Annotated in this window: 15 protein-coding genes and 1 riboswitch; of the genes, 3 read left to right on the plus strand and 12 right to left on the minus strand. The window is 52.3% G+C overall.

The genetic code is table 11. The features are described 5' to 3' along the window. Positions 1-475: 475 nt before the first annotated feature. From PAECUDRAFT_RS13515 to PAECUDRAFT_RS13550, 8 genes are all read right to left on the minus strand, one after another. Positions 476-2,017 carry a response regulator gene (locus PAECUDRAFT_RS13515; RefSeq protein ID WP_006038657.1) on the minus strand — a complete coding sequence of 514 codons (1,542 nt, stop codon included), beginning with the start codon at positions 2,015-2,017 and terminating at the stop codon, positions 476-478. Positions 2,018-2,082: 65 nt separating this feature from the next. Further along, a complete protein-coding gene (locus PAECUDRAFT_RS13520; RefSeq protein WP_199558756.1) occupies positions 2,083-4,068 on the minus strand; it encodes a cache domain-containing sensor histidine kinase in 1,986 nt (661 codons plus the stop codon). Between the two features lie 133 nt (positions 4,069-4,201). Further along, complete coding sequence (locus PAECUDRAFT_RS13525; RefSeq protein WP_006038659.1) at positions 4,202-5,881, minus strand: type 2 periplasmic-binding domain-containing protein; 1,680 nt, start codon at positions 5,879-5,881, stop codon at positions 4,202-4,204. Positions 5,882-6,008: 127 nt separating this feature from the next. After that, the gene (locus tag PAECUDRAFT_RS13530; protein WP_006038660.1) at positions 6,009-6,878 is read right to left on the minus strand and encodes a carbohydrate ABC transporter permease; all 870 of its coding nucleotides are present in this window, start codon (positions 6,876-6,878) and stop codon (positions 6,009-6,011) included. Positions 6,879-6,933: 55 nt separating this feature from the next. Beyond that, positions 6,934-7,830, minus strand: a complete 897-nt coding sequence (locus tag PAECUDRAFT_RS13535; protein ID WP_233516764.1) for an ABC transporter permease — start codon at positions 7,828-7,830, stop codon at positions 6,934-6,936. 395 nt (positions 7,831-8,225) lie between these two features. Beyond that, positions 8,226-8,798, minus strand: coding sequence for a nitroreductase family protein (locus PAECUDRAFT_RS13540; protein WP_006038662.1), 573 nt, complete (start codon positions 8,796-8,798; stop codon positions 8,226-8,228). An 18-nt stretch (positions 8,799-8,816) separates the two neighbouring features. Continuing rightward, complete coding sequence (locus PAECUDRAFT_RS13545; RefSeq protein ID WP_006038663.1) at positions 8,817-9,245, minus strand: MarR family winged helix-turn-helix transcriptional regulator; 429 nt, start codon at positions 9,243-9,245, stop codon at positions 8,817-8,819. 115 nt (positions 9,246-9,360) lie between these two features. Then, positions 9,361-10,047, minus strand: a complete 687-nt coding sequence (locus tag PAECUDRAFT_RS13550) for a carboxymuconolactone decarboxylase family protein (RefSeq protein WP_006038664.1) — start codon at positions 10,045-10,047, stop codon at positions 9,361-9,363. Between the two features lie 212 nt (positions 10,048-10,259). On the opposite strand from PAECUDRAFT_RS13550, the gene PAECUDRAFT_RS13555 reads away from it, so the two are divergent. Both PAECUDRAFT_RS13555 and PAECUDRAFT_RS13560 read left to right on the plus strand, forming a co-directional pair. Then, positions 10,260-10,598 (plus strand): hypothetical protein, encoded by a 339-nt coding sequence (locus PAECUDRAFT_RS13555; protein ID WP_006038665.1) that lies wholly within the window; start codon positions 10,260-10,262, stop codon positions 10,596-10,598. A 364-nt stretch (positions 10,599-10,962) separates the two neighbouring features. Next, the gene (locus PAECUDRAFT_RS13560) at positions 10,963-12,240 is read left to right on the plus strand and encodes an IS110 family RNA-guided transposase (RefSeq protein WP_006038666.1); all 1,278 of its coding nucleotides are present in this window, start codon (positions 10,963-10,965) and stop codon (positions 12,238-12,240) included. 665 nt (positions 12,241-12,905) lie between these two features. Here PAECUDRAFT_RS13560 and PAECUDRAFT_RS13565 read toward each other — a convergent pair. The 3 genes from PAECUDRAFT_RS13565 to guaA all read right to left on the minus strand — a co-directional run bounded on the left by PAECUDRAFT_RS13565 (position 12,906) and on the right by guaA (position 17,299). After that, on the minus strand, positions 12,906-14,300 hold the full coding sequence (locus PAECUDRAFT_RS13565) for an NCS2 family permease (protein WP_006038667.1): 1,395 nt from the start codon (positions 14,298-14,300) through the stop codon (positions 12,906-12,908). Between the two features lie 131 nt (positions 14,301-14,431). Further along, positions 14,432-14,531, minus strand: a riboswitch (purine riboswitch). 138 nt (positions 14,532-14,669) lie between these two features. Next, a complete protein-coding gene (locus PAECUDRAFT_RS24720) occupies positions 14,670-15,569 on the minus strand; it encodes a hypothetical protein (protein ID WP_006038668.1) in 900 nt (299 codons plus the stop codon). Positions 15,570-15,760: 191 nt separating this feature from the next. Beyond that, entirely contained in the window at positions 15,761-17,299 is a 1,539-nt protein-coding gene (guaA, locus tag PAECUDRAFT_RS13575; RefSeq protein WP_006038669.1) for a glutamine-hydrolyzing GMP synthase, read from the minus strand. Between the two features lie 285 nt (positions 17,300-17,584). Here guaA and PAECUDRAFT_RS24725 point away from each other — a divergent pair, with 285 nt between their 5' ends. Further along, positions 17,585-18,409 (plus strand): (2Fe-2S)-binding protein, encoded by an 825-nt coding sequence (locus tag PAECUDRAFT_RS24725; protein WP_006038670.1) that lies wholly within the window; start codon positions 17,585-17,587, stop codon positions 18,407-18,409. A 358-nt stretch (positions 18,410-18,767) separates the two neighbouring features. On the opposite strand, the gene PAECUDRAFT_RS25930 is transcribed toward PAECUDRAFT_RS24725, so the two are convergent. Next, a partial coding sequence (locus PAECUDRAFT_RS25930) for a hypothetical protein (protein ID WP_006038671.1) occupies positions 18,768-19,135 on the minus strand: 368 nt, incomplete at its 5' end.

The raw sequence follows: 19,135 nt of genomic DNA on the forward strand, positions 1-19,135 counted from the left end.
CAAATTCGACGGTCCGAGCCAATCGCCTTAATGCCGCTATTACGACGATAAAAGCGTTCAGCATGAGGTATGGTTCGAGGATGCCCGGAGCGTCCACACCAAGTTTAATCTCGTTAAGGCGCTTCAGCTCCGCGGAGCAAGCTACTGGGCGCTCGGCACCCCGTTCCGCTAAAACTGGGAACTGCTCGCAGCCAATTTTAACGTTGCGAAGCTGATGTAGGCGGATTGGGTAGGTTTTTCTACCCTATTCGGTCGCTTGACCAGCTTTGCTGCGAATAGGGCAGATTTCCCTGCCCTATTCGATCGCTTAGCCAGCTTCGCGGCGGATAGGGTAGATTTTTCTACTCTATTCGGCCGCTTGGCAAGCTTCGCTGCGAATAGGGCAGGTTTTTCTACCCTATTCGGTCGCTTGACCAGCTTCGCTGCGAATAGGGCAGATTTCCCTGCCCTATTCACGCATTTGGCCCGCCTGGCCCTAATCCTCCAGCCCGAACTTGCGCCGATATTCCGTCGCGCTAATGCCTTCGAGCTCGCGAAATACGCGATTGAATTGCTTCACATTCTCGAAGCCTACCTGTTCGCCGATCTCATAAACTTTGGCGCCTGTCGCTTGCAGCAGCTCTTTCGCTTTGGCGATCCGCAGCTTTTTCAAATAAACAACGAAGCTTTCGCCTGTATATGCCTTGAACGTTTCGCTAAAATACGAATAGTTCAGCGAGACATAGTTCGATACCATCGCCATGTTCAAATCAGCTGCATAATTGGCATCCATATACTCGACAGCCTTACGCATCTCCTTATGCGCCAAATGAGCCGATTTCACATTGCGGATATAATCGTCCAGCTTAAAGACGAAAGCATCAACCGCCCGCGCATAATCCGCTACCGTCTCGAATCGGAACGGATCGCCCGCGCGCCGATACATGCGAATGATTTCGACCGATTCTTCGCCGTACTGACGGAAAGCCTCGTCAAACACCCGTTCATTCAGCAATCGGCTTACGTTCTCGATGTATCCAATATCGAACCGCGAGACCCGCTTGCGGTCGAACAGCTCCTCGAGCAGCTGCTTCATTTCCGCTTCCCGGCCCGTTCCCAGCATATTTGCTAGCTTGCGCACAGTCTCCGTAGGAGCCTCGAACGTATGCTCCAGCCGCTTGGCCTCCTCATATTTGATAACCCCCGGCTGAGCTTGAAGCAGCCGATGCTTGAGGGCATGCTTCGCTTCCGCATAGGCAGACGGCAGTTGGCCCAATCGCGTTGCTTGTGCGCTAATGCCCACCGACAACGCTTTTCCGCCAGGCTTGCCTGACCACTCCTGCATAATGCGTGAGATCTGTTCCTCCTGCTTCAGCAAGAGCGCGAAATGTCCGTCTTTATCTACGACGCCGCAAGCGCCCCCCTCATGGACATGCTCCGATAAAGCCTGTTCCAGCCCATTCCATGTAAACCCATCATCCGCCACACGAAAAACAGCAACCGTAAACCCATTCTCGAAGACGGCCAGCCCGTTCTCCCGGCATCGACGATCGATCTCTTCCTCTTCCAAGTCGCCAGACATAAGGAGATAACCCAGCTGGGCCGAGCGAAGCTCCGCACTTAATCGCTCTACGGCATGCAGTTGACCATCGATCTGTTCCTTCCGCATTCTTCCTTGCTCCGCGCGCTCTACCGCTTGAAACAGCTCATCCCGCACGATCGGCTTCAGCAAATATTCATTAACGCCATATCGAATCGCTTCCTTCGCATAGTGAAAGTCATCGAATCCGCTCAAAATAATCGTCTCGGGCTTGCTGTCCAGCTTATCAGCCCTGCGTATCAGCTCCAAACCATCGATGCCGGGCATCCGGATGTCCGTAATCATAATATCAATCACTGCTGCTTCAATCGCCTCTAAAGCCTCCGTTCCGTCCGTAGCAAACAATAGCTCAAAGCGGTCCGGGAATTGCCGCTCCAGCATCGCCTTCAAACCAAGACGAATATTTCGCTCGTCATCGACAATTAACAATTTTCGCATCCACGCTTCGCCTCCATGTCAACTTTACCATCTTGTAAACAGCATGTTCGATCTCTTCTTAGAAGCTACGAATTGCGCTGAGAGAGCGGAATTGTCATCGTGACGCGCGTGAAAGCACCCTCTGCGCTTTCTACCCGTAATCCATAGCCTTTGCCATAATGGAGTGAGATTCGTTGCTGGACGTTCAGCAAGCCAATTCCTCCCGTATCGCCCATCGCCACGCCAGCGGCTAAGCTGCCCGCAGCCGTTACGATTGGCCCGACCGGCTGCTTCCCCCCGCTCTTGCCTGCCTCCGCAGCATCATTGCTAGGTATTGCGCTCATGCCGTCCATCCCCCGCAGCTTCCAGTTCAGCTTCTCCAGCCGCTCCGCATGCATGCCGATGCCATTATCCGTAATAACAATTTCAAGCTTATCGTCAAGCTCCACTAATGTAATATCAATGACGAGCTGGCGCGTAACCTCTCGTGGAAATTGGGAGCCATGCTTGATCGCGTTTTCAATAATCGGCTGCAGCGACATCTTGAGCACTTCATGGCTGAACCAGACGGCATCGATATCGGTCGTCAGTGCCATGCGCTCCTCGTACCGAATATTCATAATCGCAATGTAGTTGTGAATATGATTAATCTCTTCCCGCAGGCTCACATAATCGCTCGTCCATCGCAGGCTGTATCGCATGAGGCCGCCTAACGACGTGAGCGCATCCGAAATATCCCGTTGATCCTCGATCTCAGCCATCATCTTTATATTTTCAAGCGTATTGTATAAAAAATGAGAATCAATCTGATTTTTAAGCGTGCGAAGCTCCGCTTCTTGCGTAGCCGCCTGCTTCATCACCGCATCAGCTATGAGCTCATTGATTTTTTTAACCATTTTGCGGAAGTGATGCGCCAGCTCGCCAACCTCCCCGCCCCCTCTGATCGTCAGGTCAATGTGGAAGTCGCCTTGCCGCACGCGTTTCATCGATTCCGTTAATTGATGAAGCTTTTTCAAAATAATGCCATTCAAAAAATAAGTCGCCACCGATACGGCTGCGAACAAAATAATAAAAGCCGCGATAATTTGGTTCCGCGTATGCTTAACATCCTTAAAAATCGCCTCAAGCGGTGACAAATTGACGAGATACGCATCAATTTTCTCTACATATTCATAGGCAGCCAGATAGTCGCGGCCGTCCAGTGTAAATTGGAAGCTGAAAGCTTCCGCCCCCTTAGCATCCAACTCCGGCATCAGACCGCCAGCCGGCAGCCGCTCGGCAAGCTGAGATTGCAGCTTTCCGACCGAGAACTGCTGTGGGAAGGCATTTTTCTCATAGAACAATCGGCCTTCATTATCTAGCACAACCATGCGTGATTGCCCGGGATCTTGGCTATTGTAAACATTCGGAAAAAAGTTTTCCAGCAGCATATCAATCTCCATTATGCCTACATGCTTGCCGGCCGGGTACTCAATTTCGCGAAGCAGTGCAATTTTCGGTACGCTTTCGACGCCTGTCGATTCCGTCGATTGAAGCGGCTCCTTATCGATGCGTTCGAACGCCCAGAGTTCCTTGCCGTTGAGCTGGTTGACCTGCTCGTACCATTTTTCCTTCCATATCCGATTTTCCTTCAAAATGACCGGCCACAGCTCCGTCACGTTTTGATTATCGGTATAAATCCGAATATGCGCCAAATTCGGGTTGTTGAACTGCAGCCGGATAATGTTCGAGATCGCATTATCCTTCAGATCGATAAGCTCGCTCGTATTCGCCTCTCCCGTGCGCTGGAGGTAATAGAGCACATCTTTGTCGGAGATGGACAGCTGCGCTGCGCGCTCCATCGTTTCGACGTTGTTTTGTACATTGATCGTCTCGATATTTAGTGCGCCTCTAAGCTTTATTTCCTCATCCTGCAAGTCGTTGTCTGCCAGCTGATTAAACATGTAGACCGATACGATAATGCCCGGAATGAACAAAATGAGCAGGTAGGCGGAGAACAGCCGCAGCTGCAATGACATTTGCTCCATCCGGAACCTTACCCGCTGCAGCAAATGATTTAATCTTGCCCGCATCCGCATTTCACCTGCTCCTCCTGCCACAGCACAATGTCATTTTTTGTTTTATTATAACTCGAAAAACCCGACAGAATCGGGTTTTTCGAATTTTTGATATGAGAGAGGGATAAAAGCTTTTAATTATACGATCTTACTTGAGGAATTCTGCAAGCTTCTTCACGTTCGATTCGAATGCCGATTGACGATATGCCTCTACTTTAGCGAAGCCAGCATCTTCACGTTTTTTCAGGAAGTCGTTGAAGATTTTGTCGAACTCCTCATCCGATCCAGCAAGCAGCATCTTCGGCAGCGCTTTACCGAACAGGTGAGTAACCTTGTTCTGGATGATGCCTTCTTCGGAGTTGCCCGTCGGATTGATTTGGTCATATTGCGAGAAGCTCTTCGTTTTGCCTTTTGTCCAATCTTCCAGCGATTTGAAAGGCTCTACCGTAGGCGGCGTCCATTTCAGCGCCATGTTGTTGTCCATGAGCATCCAGAAGGTGAACGAGGAGCCATACTCCTTATCGAATGCAGAACGGTCCGTATCGAGCAGCTTTTTCACTTCCGGCTTGAATTGATCTTTGCCGTCAATCGTATCGTACGACACGCCTTTCTCGCCGAGGTACAGGTCTTTGTTGCCTTCTTCGCTAAGCAGGTAGCTCAGGAAGCGAATCGCTCTTGCTTTGTCTTTTACTTTTTTGGAGATGAGCGTTACCGTCCAACCCGAGATAGCAGGGCCTGCGAGCGTCGGAGCTTCCAGCTTGCTGTTAGCCGGGCCGTCTACAGCGATATAGATCGAGTTAGGATCTTTCGCGAACAGTGCGTTTTGCTGAGCAGCAAAGTCTGTACGTTGGTACAGCATTGCGAAGTAACGGCCTTGCGCGATTTTCTCTTCCATTTGCGGACGTTTGTCTACGAAAATGTCTTTCGCCAGCAATCCATCTTGCGATGCCTGACGAAGCGTTTTGAGCCAAGAAACGTATTCTGGGTCCGTCGTACGGTCATACAGCTTGCCGTCTTTCTCCATTGGTACAGCTAAGAAGTTTTGAATGTAACCCTCGAGGGACATATTGCCCGTATCCGTGAATTCATGCAAGCCGAACGGAATCAACGGCTGGCCGTTCACGTCAGGGAACTTCTCTTTCGCCATCTTCAATGCGTTCAGGAAGCCTTCTGGCGTACGCATGTCTGGGCTGCCGATTGCTTCATACATATCTTTGCGAACGACGAACGTTTGGTTCGACGTATATTCGCGCTGGTATTTCTCAAAGTCTTTAGGTGATGAGGATGCATTCGGATAGCCGTACACGTTGCCGTCAGGCTGCGTATACCATGAAAGTTTAGCTGGGTCAGCTACTTTCATGAAGTACGGATCATACTCTTCAGCAAGTTTGTTCAGCGGCTCTACGAGTCCGCCCTCGATCATTTGCTTTACGCCGTCCTCAGACCAGCCGAGCGTGATGAAATCTGGCATTTGGCCGGATGCAATCATCGTGTTCAGCTTCTCGTTCTCGTTACCCGCCGGAACGATGAAGTTGACGTTAACGCCTGTTTTCTTCGTAATATATTGCGACGTTTTATCGACGCCCCATTTGTTCGGGAACCATGAGAAGTTCAAGTACCAATCAAACGTGATTGGGGACGTATCTAATTTCCAGCCCGGCTCATCCGGGTTTACTTTTGCCGTGTTGTCTGTCGTCGATGCTGTTGTTGGTTCTTTCGTGCTTTTCGCTGGATCGTCTTTTTTATCGCCGCCCGAACATCCCGAGAGGGTCAGTGCAACGAGTGCGCCAACGATTGCGATGCTAGTCCACTTACGTACTTTGACCATTCCATCTACCCCGCTTCTTCTTTGTATTGTATGAACAAGTCGCGCCAGATACAAGTCCTCGATTCCCCTGTCTGAGCATGACGAGTTTCAAACCTAACGCTAAAGGCCTGATCAAGACTGCTCTGGCTTAGCCTTTAACTGCGCCAATCATAAGTCCCTTCACAAAATATTTCTGGAGGAAAGGATACGCCACTACGATTGGCAGCGTCGTAACGACCATCGTTGCAAGCTTTACGGATTGCGATGTTACGCTCTTGCCAATGCCGCCCGGCATCGATGCAATCATCTGGCTTGAACTGGATTGGGCTACAACCCGGAATAAGTACGTCTGAATCGGCTGCAGATCCACATTATTGATGTAGATGATGCCGGTAAAGAAGTCATTCCATTGATAAACCCCGTGGAATAATGCGATTGTTGCAAGCACAGGCAGCGATACCGGCAGCACAATTTTAACGAAAATCGATAAATCGCCAGCGCCGTCAATGCGCGCCGCTTCATCGAGCGCATCCGGAATGTCCCGGAAGAACGCCAAGAAGATGATAAGATCGAAGAAACTAAACATTGCTGGAATGATATAGACAAGGAAGCTATCCAGCATATGAAGATCCCGAATAAGCAAGAAGGTCGGGATAAGTCCGCCTGAGAAAAACATCGTGATCGTTCCCACGTACATATAGAACTTCCGTCCTATCAATTCCCTGCGAGATAGCGCATAAGCAACCATCGCCGTGAACAGCACGTGCACGACCGTACCGATCAGCGTCTTCGCAACCGTCACGCCCATCGCGGTCATAATGCCCGAGTTTTTGAACACCGCCTCGAAGCTTTCGATGCTGAACACCCGCGGCCACCAGTAGATGCCGCCGCGCATCGCGTCTTGGCCTTCGTTAAATGCATTTACGAGGACGTACCAGATGGGATACAGCGTTACGAAGCAGATGAGCAGCATGCCCAATCCGTTCAACACATCGAACGTCGTCTCCCCGGCCGTCATACGGTTTCGTCTCCACACGGTTAACCATCCACCTTCTCTATTGTCTCTTGTCGTACTAGAACAACGAAGTTTTTGTCAGCTTTTTCGATACGCCGTTAGCAAGCAGAAGCAGGATCAGCGCAATAATCGATTTGATCAATCCGATTGCCGTCGAGTACGAATAACGGCCTTGCTGGATACCCATTTGGTACACATAAATGTCAATTACGTTACTCGCGCTATCGTTTAACTGGTTGCGCAGAACGAGAATTTGGTCGAAGTTGGAATTGAGCACGCCGCTTACTGCGAGAACAAACAGAATCGCAATCGTACCTTTAATAGAAGGAAGCGTTACATACCACATTTTTTGCAGCCGGCCCGCGCCGTCAATCGTCGCCGCCTCATAGAGGTCAGGGGATACGCTGGCAATAGCAGCTAAGTAAATGATGGCCGACCAACCAAGCTCTTTCCAAATATCCGATGCAATGACGATGGACCAGAAGTACTTCGGCTCTGCCAAATAGGTAATTGGCTGATCAATGAGGTGAAGCCCCTTTAACACATCGTTGACGATGCCGACATCCGCCAGCCAAGTCGCCATAATGCCGCCGAGGATAACCCATGACAAGAAGTGCGGCAGGTAAGAAATCGTCTGAACCGCTTTCTTGAATCGAATTGACCGTATCTCATTAAGGAATAGCGCGAATAGGACAGGGAGCGGAAATCCGATGAACAGCTTGATCAAGCTGATGCCGAGCGTGTTGCGAATGACATTGCCTAGCTCATCATCCTCAAAGAATGCTTTAAAATGCTCCAGTCCCGCCCATGGCGCTTCCGTAATGGATTGTGTGATGACATAGTCCTTAAATGCGATGATAATCCCGTACATCGGAATGTAATTAAAGATAATCATCCATGCGACGCCGAGCAGCACCATAATTTGCAGTGTCCGCTGTGCCATTAGCTTGCGCATCAGCTTGCGCCCTCGTCCAACCTGGACGACAGCGGAGCTTGCCGGACTCACATTGTTGATTGGGGTTTTCACCATGCTAACCTCCGCTTTCGCTTTATCATTATTGTAAGCGCTTAATAACTTCTTACCTGATTGTATAGGTCGGGCCCCCTCAGAAACAGGCTTCGAATTTCGTAAAAGGTCTCAATATTTCGGAACTTACCTATGTGCTTAGGCAAGAGGGTCCAGAAGCGACGTTATTCGGAGGCAAATAGCGAAATATCGACACATTGTGCAGGAACATTCTCCTGAGCCTCCATGACTCCAGATATAATTCGTCCAAGGCCTGCTCACGCAAAAAAGCTGCTGGAGCGTTATGCTCCAGCAGCTTTTTTATTAGATGGACAAAGTCTATGTTACCCTTCCAGCCATACCGTCTTCGAAGCGGCCGGCTGGCGTTTGCCGATCGGCGCCGTTAGATCAGGGTAACCAAGGTATACGAGTGCTACGAGTTTTTCATTCTCGCCTAGCCCGAATGCTTCATGCATGAGCGGATGATACATCGGATCCCCGCTGCGCCATACAGCCCCAAGCCCTAAAGCATGCGCAGTTAGCAGCAGATTTTGAACCGCGGTATGCGCCGCTGCCAGTTCCTCAATCGGCGTAACGCGCGGGCTATCGGAAGGCGTACAGACAACCGCGATAACGACCGGTGCCCGCAGTGCTTTGGCGCGCTCCTTCTCCAGCCGCTCCTCCAGCGCCTTTCCGTCCAAATCATGCAGGGACTCCGCCGTCACGCGGGCATAGCCTTCGCCAAGCGTCCGCCTGCCTTCGCCAGTCATGACAATAAACTTCCAAGGCTCTGTTCCATGGTGGTTCGGCGCCCAAGTCGCCGCCTCAATCAGTTGCTCAATTAGCGCCCGGTCAACCGGATCAGGCTTCACTTTGCCGATGCTCCGGCGCGTTCGGATTGCTTCTTCTAATAACATGACTCGTTCCTCCCCGTATTAGGACTCGAAATTATGGTCGATCCGCTTCATCCATAGCAGCATGAGCGCAACCTCTTCTTCCGAGAACTGCTGCCGAATTCGCTGCTCGCCCTCTTCGACTATGGCAAGCGCCTCCGTTTGCAGCGCTTCTCCGCTCTCGGTCAAATAGATTCGATTCACGCGCGTGTCGACCGTATCCGTCACTCGCCGGACTAAGCCCTTCTCCTCCAACCCTTTCAGAAGAAACGTAGTGGAGGCCGGCTGAATGCCGAGCACGCGGACGATCTGCTTCTGCGTAACGCCCTGCTCTTCCCATAACATCATCAGCACGCCGAGCTGCGAATTCGTAATGCCGAGCTTATCCAGCCGCTGATCGAGGAAATTGCAGACGTTTCGATAGTTGCGTTTCAACCAATAACCGAGCTTGGATACTAACAGCTGGTCCATCCGCCTCACTCTTTTCGCCAAAATCGTTTCCTTTATCGTACATCAGAAACCGATCAACGAAAAGGGCAGTGCCAAGGAGCGCTGTGAGGGGAACAAGCAAAGGGATCGCTTGCTGCTAAGCAGATGGCGTCGACGCCACCGGGCCTGCCGCATCATCGAACGCCTGCAGGGCATGAACACCATGAACTAACACATAGCCCGCATTAACAGCTCCGCCGACTGCAACTCCTTCTGCAAGCTCTTCGCGTGTCCCTCCAAGCGATACAAATCTGCGCGTGTGCTGTCCGATGCTGTAAGCACAGCCTGCCACATGTGCAATGATAACGGCGATTAACGCTTTCGTCCTTGCATCGACCGCCCCGCTCGCCAATGCCTGCTCGGCAAACCGATCAAAAGACTCGAACGCTTCCTCCGATAATCCCCTCAGCTCGTTAACGGCCTTAGCAGTTAAAGGCGGATACAACGCGTCCTCTCCCGAGCCTTGAAAAGCTGCCAACGCATTCGTGCCATGCAGCATGACCGCCTCTGCCTGAATAACGCTCGCCGCAACAATCGCTTCCGCAATTTCCTTCGAGGTCCCTTGCTCCGCTTTCAACTTGCCAACATGCACTTCAATGCAGTAAGGACATCCCGTCACATGCGCAACTGCTACGGCAATCAGCTCCTTCACCCGTGCCGACAGCACTCGGGGCTCGAAGGCCTGATCCATGAACCGATAATAGGTTTTGGCTGCTTCAGGCACGAGCTTTTGCAGCTCAGGCAGGCGGGCAAGATTCGAACGTTTGTATAGCGCATCCTTCATTGACAAATCCCTCCATGTTTCAAGTTAGTTATTATGATATCTAACTAAACAGGACTCGTCAATCCCAAATTATACGGGGATTTTTTGGCGATTAATTGCTATACACCCCCTATATTTAGTTAGATAATAAACTAAATAGCAAGCACCATCATAGCTTGATGCGCATAGGATAGAGGATCAAGGATTCCCCTTTAATGGAGGCTTGACCATTCATGACGCAACGCAAATTCCCACGCCGTCCTATGTTATCTCGCGAATTTCCGCCCGTTGATCCCGCGATGCTGGAACGCTCCGCGCGCACCTTTCAGCCGATGGTTCAAGATGCATCCAGGCTCATTAACCGGCTATCCGAGCGTTCTTTTGCAACGCCGCTGATGGCTGCCGCCCAAGCTGGGCACCAACAGGAAGTCGATCGAATGATCCGGTCGGTAGCTACCAATTCGCGCATTCAAACCAAATACACGCCGAGCGGCCTCGTGCTGACAATCGAGCCATCTGACCCGGCGTCCTCCTGCTGCAATTTGACTATGACATTAAAGTGGGGCGTGTAACACGCTGGCGGGCACAGGCAGGGGCTGGTGCTTGTGCGGATGATGCTTACTAACTCTGATGTGGGCATTTGTACTGCTGGGGCTGGCACTTGTGCGGATGATGCCGATTCTGATGCGGGGTTGCTGCCAGGTTGGTGCGCGAACAGTCTAGTGCCTATGCTTTACTTTCGTGCGTTCGAGCATACGTGCAAGTACTGATGCCAGCACTCGCACCTATGCTCGAACGCCAACAGCAACACCGCCACTGCTCTGTAAACATTCCTGTAGAGTCTATGATTTGAGCTTGGACAAAACAAAGGAGCGCCTCGTATGATGGGGGTGTTACGGGGTCGGATACCCAAAAACCCATCAGGAGGCGCTTAACATGAAGTTTACTCGAAACGATGCTGCAAATCAACGCATTGAACGAATTACCAATCACCATGCCATTGTAGGAATCGACATCGCCAAAGATATACATGCCGCACAAATCACAGATTTCCGTGGGCGGACGCTCACACCACGTCACGTCTCCTTTACCAATACAAAGACAGGATTTGAAAAGCTACTCACTTGGATCCAGGCGGTTGGTGACAAACACGGCAAAACCTCTTTCCTTGTTGGCATGGAACCCACGGGTCACTACTGGCACAATCTCGCCGACTGGCTGCTGGAGCAGGGTCTAGAAGTCGTACTCGTCAATCCCGTTACGACCCATCGTAATAAGGAAAACCGCGACAACAGCCCCTCCAAAAACGATCCCAAGGATGCACTTGTTATCGCCGATGTGGTCAGCCGAGGGTACTACACCGATTATTCACCCCAAGAGCCTGTGTTTGACCAAATCAAAGCCGTGATGAGCGCACGCGAATATTGGTCGGGACAATCTACTAGTCTGGGCAATCGTATCGTACGCTGGATCGACTTGTACTTTCCCGAGTTCCGGCATGTGTTCCCGGAATGGGATGGTGTCCGCGCATTAGCTACGCTGAAGGCTTTTGCCTTGCCTGCCGAACTGCGAAAGTTGAATGCGGAGGAAGTAGTGGAAGGATGGCGCAGCCAAGGAATGCGACGCGTAGCCGGAGTCAGCGGCAAGGCAAAGGCTGTCGAGCTGCTAGCCGCTGCCGCACGCAGTATTGGAAAATCCAATACAAACGATGCAGCACGACAAGATATCTTGCGTCTTCTGCACGTCTATGAAGAAACGCAGCTTATACTCACGAAGATGAAGCAAGAACTTGAAACGCTCTTGGAACAGGTTCCTTTTGTTCAGCAACTCTATAGTTTGCGTGGTTTGGGTACCATCACGATTGCCTCATTGCTCGGCTGCGCAGGCGATCTGCGCCATTACGCCCACGGCAGGCAGCTGCTGCGACGAGCCGGTCTGAATTTGGCGGAACGAACATCGGGGAAACACAAGGGGCAGATAAAACTCTCTAAGCGAGGAAGCAGTATGCTACGCAAGTATTTATATTTGGGGGTGCTGGGCCTCGTGCGACAGCATCCGGATTTCAAGTATTGGCATACGAGAAACCAAGCGAAGGGGATGTCGAGGATGTACTCCATCTTCAAGCTTATGGGGAAGTTAGCACGCATCATAATTGGCATGATTCAGCGAGGAGAAACGTACCAGAGCCAAATGCCTCAGGCCGTAGCAGCTTAGTAACGAACAGCATCTGACACATCGAATATCTTTACGAATGCTGTCCCGTTCACGGGACTCAATGACAAAGAACGCGCAGAGAAACCGAGTATGGTGGTCCGTTAGGGCATATGACCCGTCATCTAAACGCGATCGGCCTCCACGCCTTGGCCAGGTACAACGAAGGAATGTAAGGGCAATGACCCGTCGAGACATGGGAGGGTGAACCTCCAAGGGACTAGTGGAGTTGTGCAGCAGAACGTCAATGGAAAGTGCGTAAACGCGTAACTTCTGTTCCCGCATACCCGAAAGTGCCATCGACTAGTCTCGCCCCTACAACTCTGCACTGTATCTGCCATCTAAGTTGTTGAAATCCTGTGAATGGCAGAGCATTCGTAAGATAAACCCTTAAATACGAGGGACGGACTCCAGAGACGTTATTCGAGTCGAGACAGCCCTTTTGGAAACCTAACGGACTCCCGAGACGTTATTTCGCGAATTCACAAGTGTTTTGGGCACATTTCGCTCCAATAAGGGCTTCTGAGTCCGTTAGAAATCAGATTGCCCCAAAAACGCCTCAATAAGGGCTCCTGAGTCCGTTAGAGCGGACATACAGAAAAACACCCCTGCGCCGGTCCGCGCAGGGGTGTTCCTTAGGTTGAGCCGATCAAGCAGGCCAGCGTCAATTAGCCTTGGCTGCCAATATAGACGTAGCGGACTATGACCAAAATGGCGAGAATCCACATGAGCGCGTGGACTTTGTAGCCGCCGTTTTTGTCGCCTTTTTTCGCTACATTCGCGATTGTCGCCAGCAGTACGTACGATACGATACCGAACGAAATGCCGTTAGCGATGTTGTACGTGAACGGCATAAGCGCCAGCGTCAGGAACGACGGAATCGCGTACACCATGTCGGAGAAGTCAATTTCCTTGACCGACGACATCATCAGCACGCCGACGATAACGAGAGCTGCTGCCGTTGCCGACCCCGGAACAAGCGCTACGAGCGGCGAGAGGAACAGCGCGAGGAGGAAGCAAACGCCAGTCGTAACCGACGTGAGACCCGTACGTCCGCCCTGCGCGATACCCGCCGAGCTCTCGACGAATGCCGTTACCGTACTCGTGCCGAGCACCGCGCCGCCGCCAACTGCGACTGCATCTACGAGCATCGCTTTGCCGACGCGTTTTTTGCCTTCTTCAGGGTTTTTCATAAAACCAGCACGGTTAGCCGTACCAACAAGCGTACCGAACGTATCGAACAATTCAACGAACGTGAACGTCAGTACAACCGAGATGAGACCCGCTTCCAGTACGCCTTCAAAATCAAAATGCCAGAAGTTCATCGTGCCGAAGTCCGGCGCCCATGTTTTACCCGAAAGCGTGTCCGACACGTTTACTTCGCCCATCAGGATGGCAATAATCGTCGTGCCGATAATCCCCCACAGGATCGCGCCCGGTACGCGCAGCACCATCAGGATGGCAATTAAGAAGATTCCGATGATCGTCAGGACAACGCCGTTGTTCTCCAGACTGCCCATGTGGAATACCGTCTCAAAGCCGAATACATCTGTGAAAATGCCCTTCGGCACTTCCGTTACCGTATTCTCAACAGCAACCGTCAGCAGGCCGCTGTTTTTCAAACCGATAATCGTAATAAACAAACCGATGCCCGCTGTAATCGCATGCTTCAAGCTGTCCGGCACAGCCGTAATCAGCATTTGGCGAACCTTTGTAACGGTCAGTACAATGAAGATCAAACCGGAAATAAATACCGCAGTCAGCGCGATTTCCGGCGATATTTTACCATTCGAGGTCAATACCGTTGTTGCAAAATATGCGTTAAGCCCCATGCCTGGCGCAAGCGCGACCGGGAAATTAACGAACAAGCCCATTGCGATCGTGAAAATGCCTCCTGCTAGCGCCGTTGCTAGAAATACAGCGGTCCAGTCCAATCCCGTCGCAGACAGGATATTCGGGTTAAGCGCCAGAATATACGCCATGGTCATGAAAGTCGTCAAGCCCGCCATGATCTCTGTCCGCACATTTGTTCCCTGTTCCTTTAATCGAAAGAAACGATCCATTTTTGTAATAAGCCTCCCCAAAAAATGTGTTGGAACAAACAAAAAACCTACGAAAAATGCGGCTTTACGCCACGCATCTCTCCTAGGTTCCGCAAAAACAGGAAAAACATACACGCAGGACCGGTGCGCGCAAATTATCCCTGTCTTTTCGTAGCCAGATCATTACGGTGATCTTGTAGAGACTCTCAAGCCAATTCTTGAGATTATACGAAATTGGTTATTTGTTTGTCGAAAATTGTCCTTTTTCATTCTAAGGAGTGACCCTGCGGGTTGTCAACGGCTATTTATTTCCGTCAATTCCCTCGCAACAAAAATAGGCAGAGGGATGTTATCCGCCCTGCCTTTTCTTGTGACTCTATTATTAGCCGGTTAGCTCTCGCTCGTCGCCGTTGTGGAGTCCGCCTTGTTCTTGCCGCGTCCTAGGCCGCCCATACCGCCGGCGTGGTCGCCACGGTCACCGTGGTCACCGCCAAAGCCGGCTCCCTTCTCGCCATTAACGATCGCCGTTGCATGCTCCGCCAGCTTCGCGGACTGCTCATCATACTGCGCTTGCGTCAGCTTGCCGTCCGCCAGCCGTGCATCGAGCTTCTCCTTCAGCGCTGCTTCAACCGCCTTCGTAACGGCCGAGACGTCGACATTCTTCGCCTTCGCAATATCAGCGAGCGACTTGCCGTCCTTCAGCTCCGTTTTCAGCTCGTCAGTTGTCAAGCCAAGCGCCTTCGCTACCGTTTCATTAGCAAATGCTGCACGGAAGCCGCCATGTCCGCCCTTCCCGCCGCGGTCGCCGCCAAAGCCTGCGCCCTTCTCGCCGTTGACGATCGCTGTTGCATGCTCCGCCAGCTTCGCGGACTGCTCATCATACTGCGCCTTCGTCAGCTTGCCATCCGCCAGCCGTGCGTCAAGCTTCTCTTTCATCATCGCTTCTACCGCCTTCGTAACGAGCGAAACGTCTACACTTTTCGCCTTCGCGATATCCGCGAGCGACTTGCCGCCCTGCAGTTCTGCCTTCAGCTCGTCCGCCGTCAGCCCAAGCGCCTTCGCTACCGACTCATCAGCGAATGCTGCACGGAAATCTTTATGGTCGCCGCCTCTTCTTCCGCCCCGATCCTCTGTTGCCGTATCCTTCGTGGAGTCGGATGTTACGTTCGAGGAGTCAGCCTTCGTTTCTGCTGCGTTTGCCACGCCATCAGTGAGCCAAGCGCCTGCGCTTACGGTTAATGCCAACGCAAGCGCGCTTACTGCCATCCATCTCGCCTTCTTGCTACCCATATTCATTCCGCCTCTCAATATGTTGTCTTTGAGCTTTCGTCCGATTGGAAGGTCTCGTCCCCTCCTGCTATCACTATAGCCATGCTATCTGAAATGGACATTAGTCCCAACTGAAAGTAGGCTGAAAATAAAAAAAATCCCCCGCAGACTTGAAGGTCTGCGAAGGATTTTACTTTAATATATGCGAGCTGTTATTCCCACTCGATCGTTGCCGGCGGCTTCGACGTTACGTCGTAGACGATCCGGTTCACGTTCTCGACTTCGTTAACGATACGAACGGAGATCTTCTCCAGCACGTCCCAAGGGATGCGCGCCCAGTCTGCCGTCATGCCGTCGATGGACGTTACAGCGCGGATGCCGACGGTGTACGAATACGTACGCGCGTCGCCCATTACGCCAACGCTCTTCATGTTCGGCAAAGCCGTGAAGTACTGCCAGATCTCGCGATCCAGGCCAGCCTTCGCGATCTCGTCGCGCAGAATCGCATCGGATTCGCGTACGATATGCAGCTTGTCCTCCGTTACTTCGCCCAGTACGCGAATCGCAAGACCCGGACCTGGGAACGGTTGACGTTGCACGATAGCGTCCGGAAGACCGCACTCGGAGCCTACTTTACGAACCTCGTCCTTGAACAACGCTTTGAGCGGTTCAACGAGCTCGAATTTCATATCTTCAGGCAAGCCGCCAACATTGTGATGCGATTTGATCGTTTGCGCCGTAGCCGTGCCGCTCTCAACGATATCGGTGTAAAGCGTGCCTTGCGCCAAGAAGGCGAAGTCACCCAGCTTAGCCGATTCTTCATCGAACACGTAGATGAACTCGTTGCCGATGATTTTACGTTTTTGCTCCGGATCGGATACGCCCTTCAGCTTGCCCAGGAAGCGCTCGCTAGCATCGATCTTGATTACTTTCATATCGAATTTGCCCACGAACGTCTCCATTACGCTCTCAGCTTCGCCTTTGCGGAGCATGCCATGATCGATGAACATACACGTCAGTTGATCGCCGATCGCTTTGTGAATCAGCATAGCTACTACCGAGGAGTCAACGCCGCCGGACAGCGCGCAGAGCACATTTTTGTCTCCGACCTGCTCGCGGATGTCCTTGATCGTATCCTCGATGAACGTAGTCATGCTCCAGTTGCCTTCGCAGCCGCACACATTATAAAGGAAGTTGCGAATCATTTCGTTGCCGTACTCCGAGTGGCGCACCTCCGGGTGGAATTGCACCGCGTGGAAGTTGCGAGTTGCGTCGCTCATCGCAGCGATTGGCGCATGCTCCGTGCTGCCCGTTACCTGGAAGCCGGCTGGCGGCTCAACGACGAGGTCGCTGTGGCTCATCCATACCGTTTGCTTCGCATCCAGACCGCTCGTCAACGCGAATTCCGATACGAAATCAACTTCCGCTTTACCGTACTCGCGTTTGCCCGCACGTTGTACTTTACCTTCGAGCTGATGCGACATCAGCTGCATGCCGTAGCAAATGCCGAAGATCGGAACGTTCAGATCATACACGGCTGGATCGACCAACGGCGAATTTTCTTCATATACGCTTGCCGGACCGCCAGAGAAGACGATACCCTTCGGATTGATTTCGCGAAGACGCTCTGCAGTCGTGTTGTAAGGCAGCAGCTCGCTGTAAACGCCCAAGTCGCGAATACGGCGCGCAATCAGCTGGTTGTACTGTCCCCCGAAGTCCAGGACAACGATAATTTCGTTCGGTTTGTTCATGAGATCCTCCTAGTTATGTTAGCCAAAAAAATATATCAACGCCTAAGCCGTTGAGATCGTAGAGATTGCACAATTGTAGTCATTATATATAACCGCCTTTGGAGCAGTCAAGGAAAGCAGCCGCTTCTCTCGTATTGACATGATCAATGAGAACCGTTATCATCTTTATAAACGATAATGATAATATTTCTCAATACATATCAATCGCAATAGAGCGTGTTCATGAAGCTGGATTTTAATCGATTCCGTTTCGAATGCCTCTTCTTATAAAAGGAGCTGAACGCTTTGTTCTCACCCGAAGAACGCCAGCTGATGAACCATCAATTCGGCTTAAGCTTCGAGCCTCACTCGTCGCCCATCGCAACGTTCAAGCTGACTGACCTGTTCGAGGACGCGCCCATGCAGCAGCTGATCGACGTCTACAACCCGCTGATCAAAGGGCTGGAGCCTTCCGTAGGCGCCATGTACTTCACCTCTTCCATTATTATGTTCAGTGCAGCGCTGCATTATATGGTGGCGAAGCATCCGCAGGCGATTGATTTTGCGCCGGAGCGCTTCAGTGCAGAGGTCGTATTCATTGACGGCCAGTATTCGTACTACACCGTTCGGTTCCGAGTGGACGAAGCCGTTTCGGTCGATATTCACCAGCAAGAGGAGCATCGGATCGAACAGCGCAACGAATTGCTCGCCAGCCTTTATGCCAAAACGATTCGTCCGATGATCGAGTCGCTTCACCGCGTCACGGGCACGCCGCTCGTTCAAATGTGGGGTTCGTTCCCCCGCATTACGTACACGTATGAGCATTTGATCGCTCAAGAGCAGGATGAGGTATCGCGCAAACGTCTTGAAGACGACTATAGCTACATCAAAGAGGAGATGCCTGCTGATGCCTTCGGCATGAAGCGCAACCCATATAAACATAAGTACACGCTGCTCGACAATCCTTACAACCCGGATGAACCTTACAAAATGAAGCCAACCTGCTGCATGTTCTATCGCACAGAAGAAGGCTATTACTGCTACACTTGCCCTCGGCTAAAGCCGAAGGATCGGGAAGAGCGTCGCCAAAAAATACTCGCGGATCTCGCATTGAAACAGGCCAACGGCTAAGCCGTTGACCTGTTTTTTGGAGCTGGATGCCGGTGCAATAGCTATGCAGAAAGCCGCCTACGGCGGATGCGCTTCGGCTGCGCCGTCGGGCGCCGATGGCGTTGGAATAGGCGCGCCGGTGCCGCTGGGATAGGGAAGGTTTTTGTTCCCTATTCGTACTTGCGCGCCTGTTGCGCGGCGATAGGGAAGGGTTTTCTTCCCTATTGTGGCTTGCGCGCCGGTGGTGCGGGAATAGGGAAGGGTTTTGTTCCCTATTGGTGTTTGCGCGCCGGTAGCGCGGCGATAGGGAAGGGTTTTGTTCCCTATTCGTGCCTGTGCGCCGGTGGCGCGGTTCGGTGAAACATATGCGATATCCGCTCTACGGCGCTAATGTGTTGCCGCGAGCTGGCGAGCCGCCGGGGCGACGCGCGCGCGCCAGCGTTCGGAACGCCTCCGCCACCGCTTCAGCAGGCGGCGGCTCGAACGCATCGGCGCCGCCATAGCGCGCCGCTTCGTCCCAGCGCAGGCAGCGCTCCAGCGCCGCCCGCGCCTCGCTTGCGAGCGGCAAGCTCGCGCCATAGGCACGCGCGCTCTGCGCCGCTGCGCGCGCGCCGAACCGGCGCTCGACGCGCCGCCATAGCGCGTCCGACGCGGCGACGTACCGCGCCCGCGTCAACGCCGCGCTTGGCGCGTCAGCGCCAGCGCCTGCTGCGCGGGCATAGCCGCGCAGCGCTGCGGCTACGCCGC

It is taken from the genome of Paenibacillus curdlanolyticus YK9 (assembly GCF_000179615.1).
Lineage (GTDB): Bacteria > Bacillota > Bacilli > Paenibacillales > Paenibacillaceae > Paenibacillus_T > Paenibacillus_T curdlanolyticus.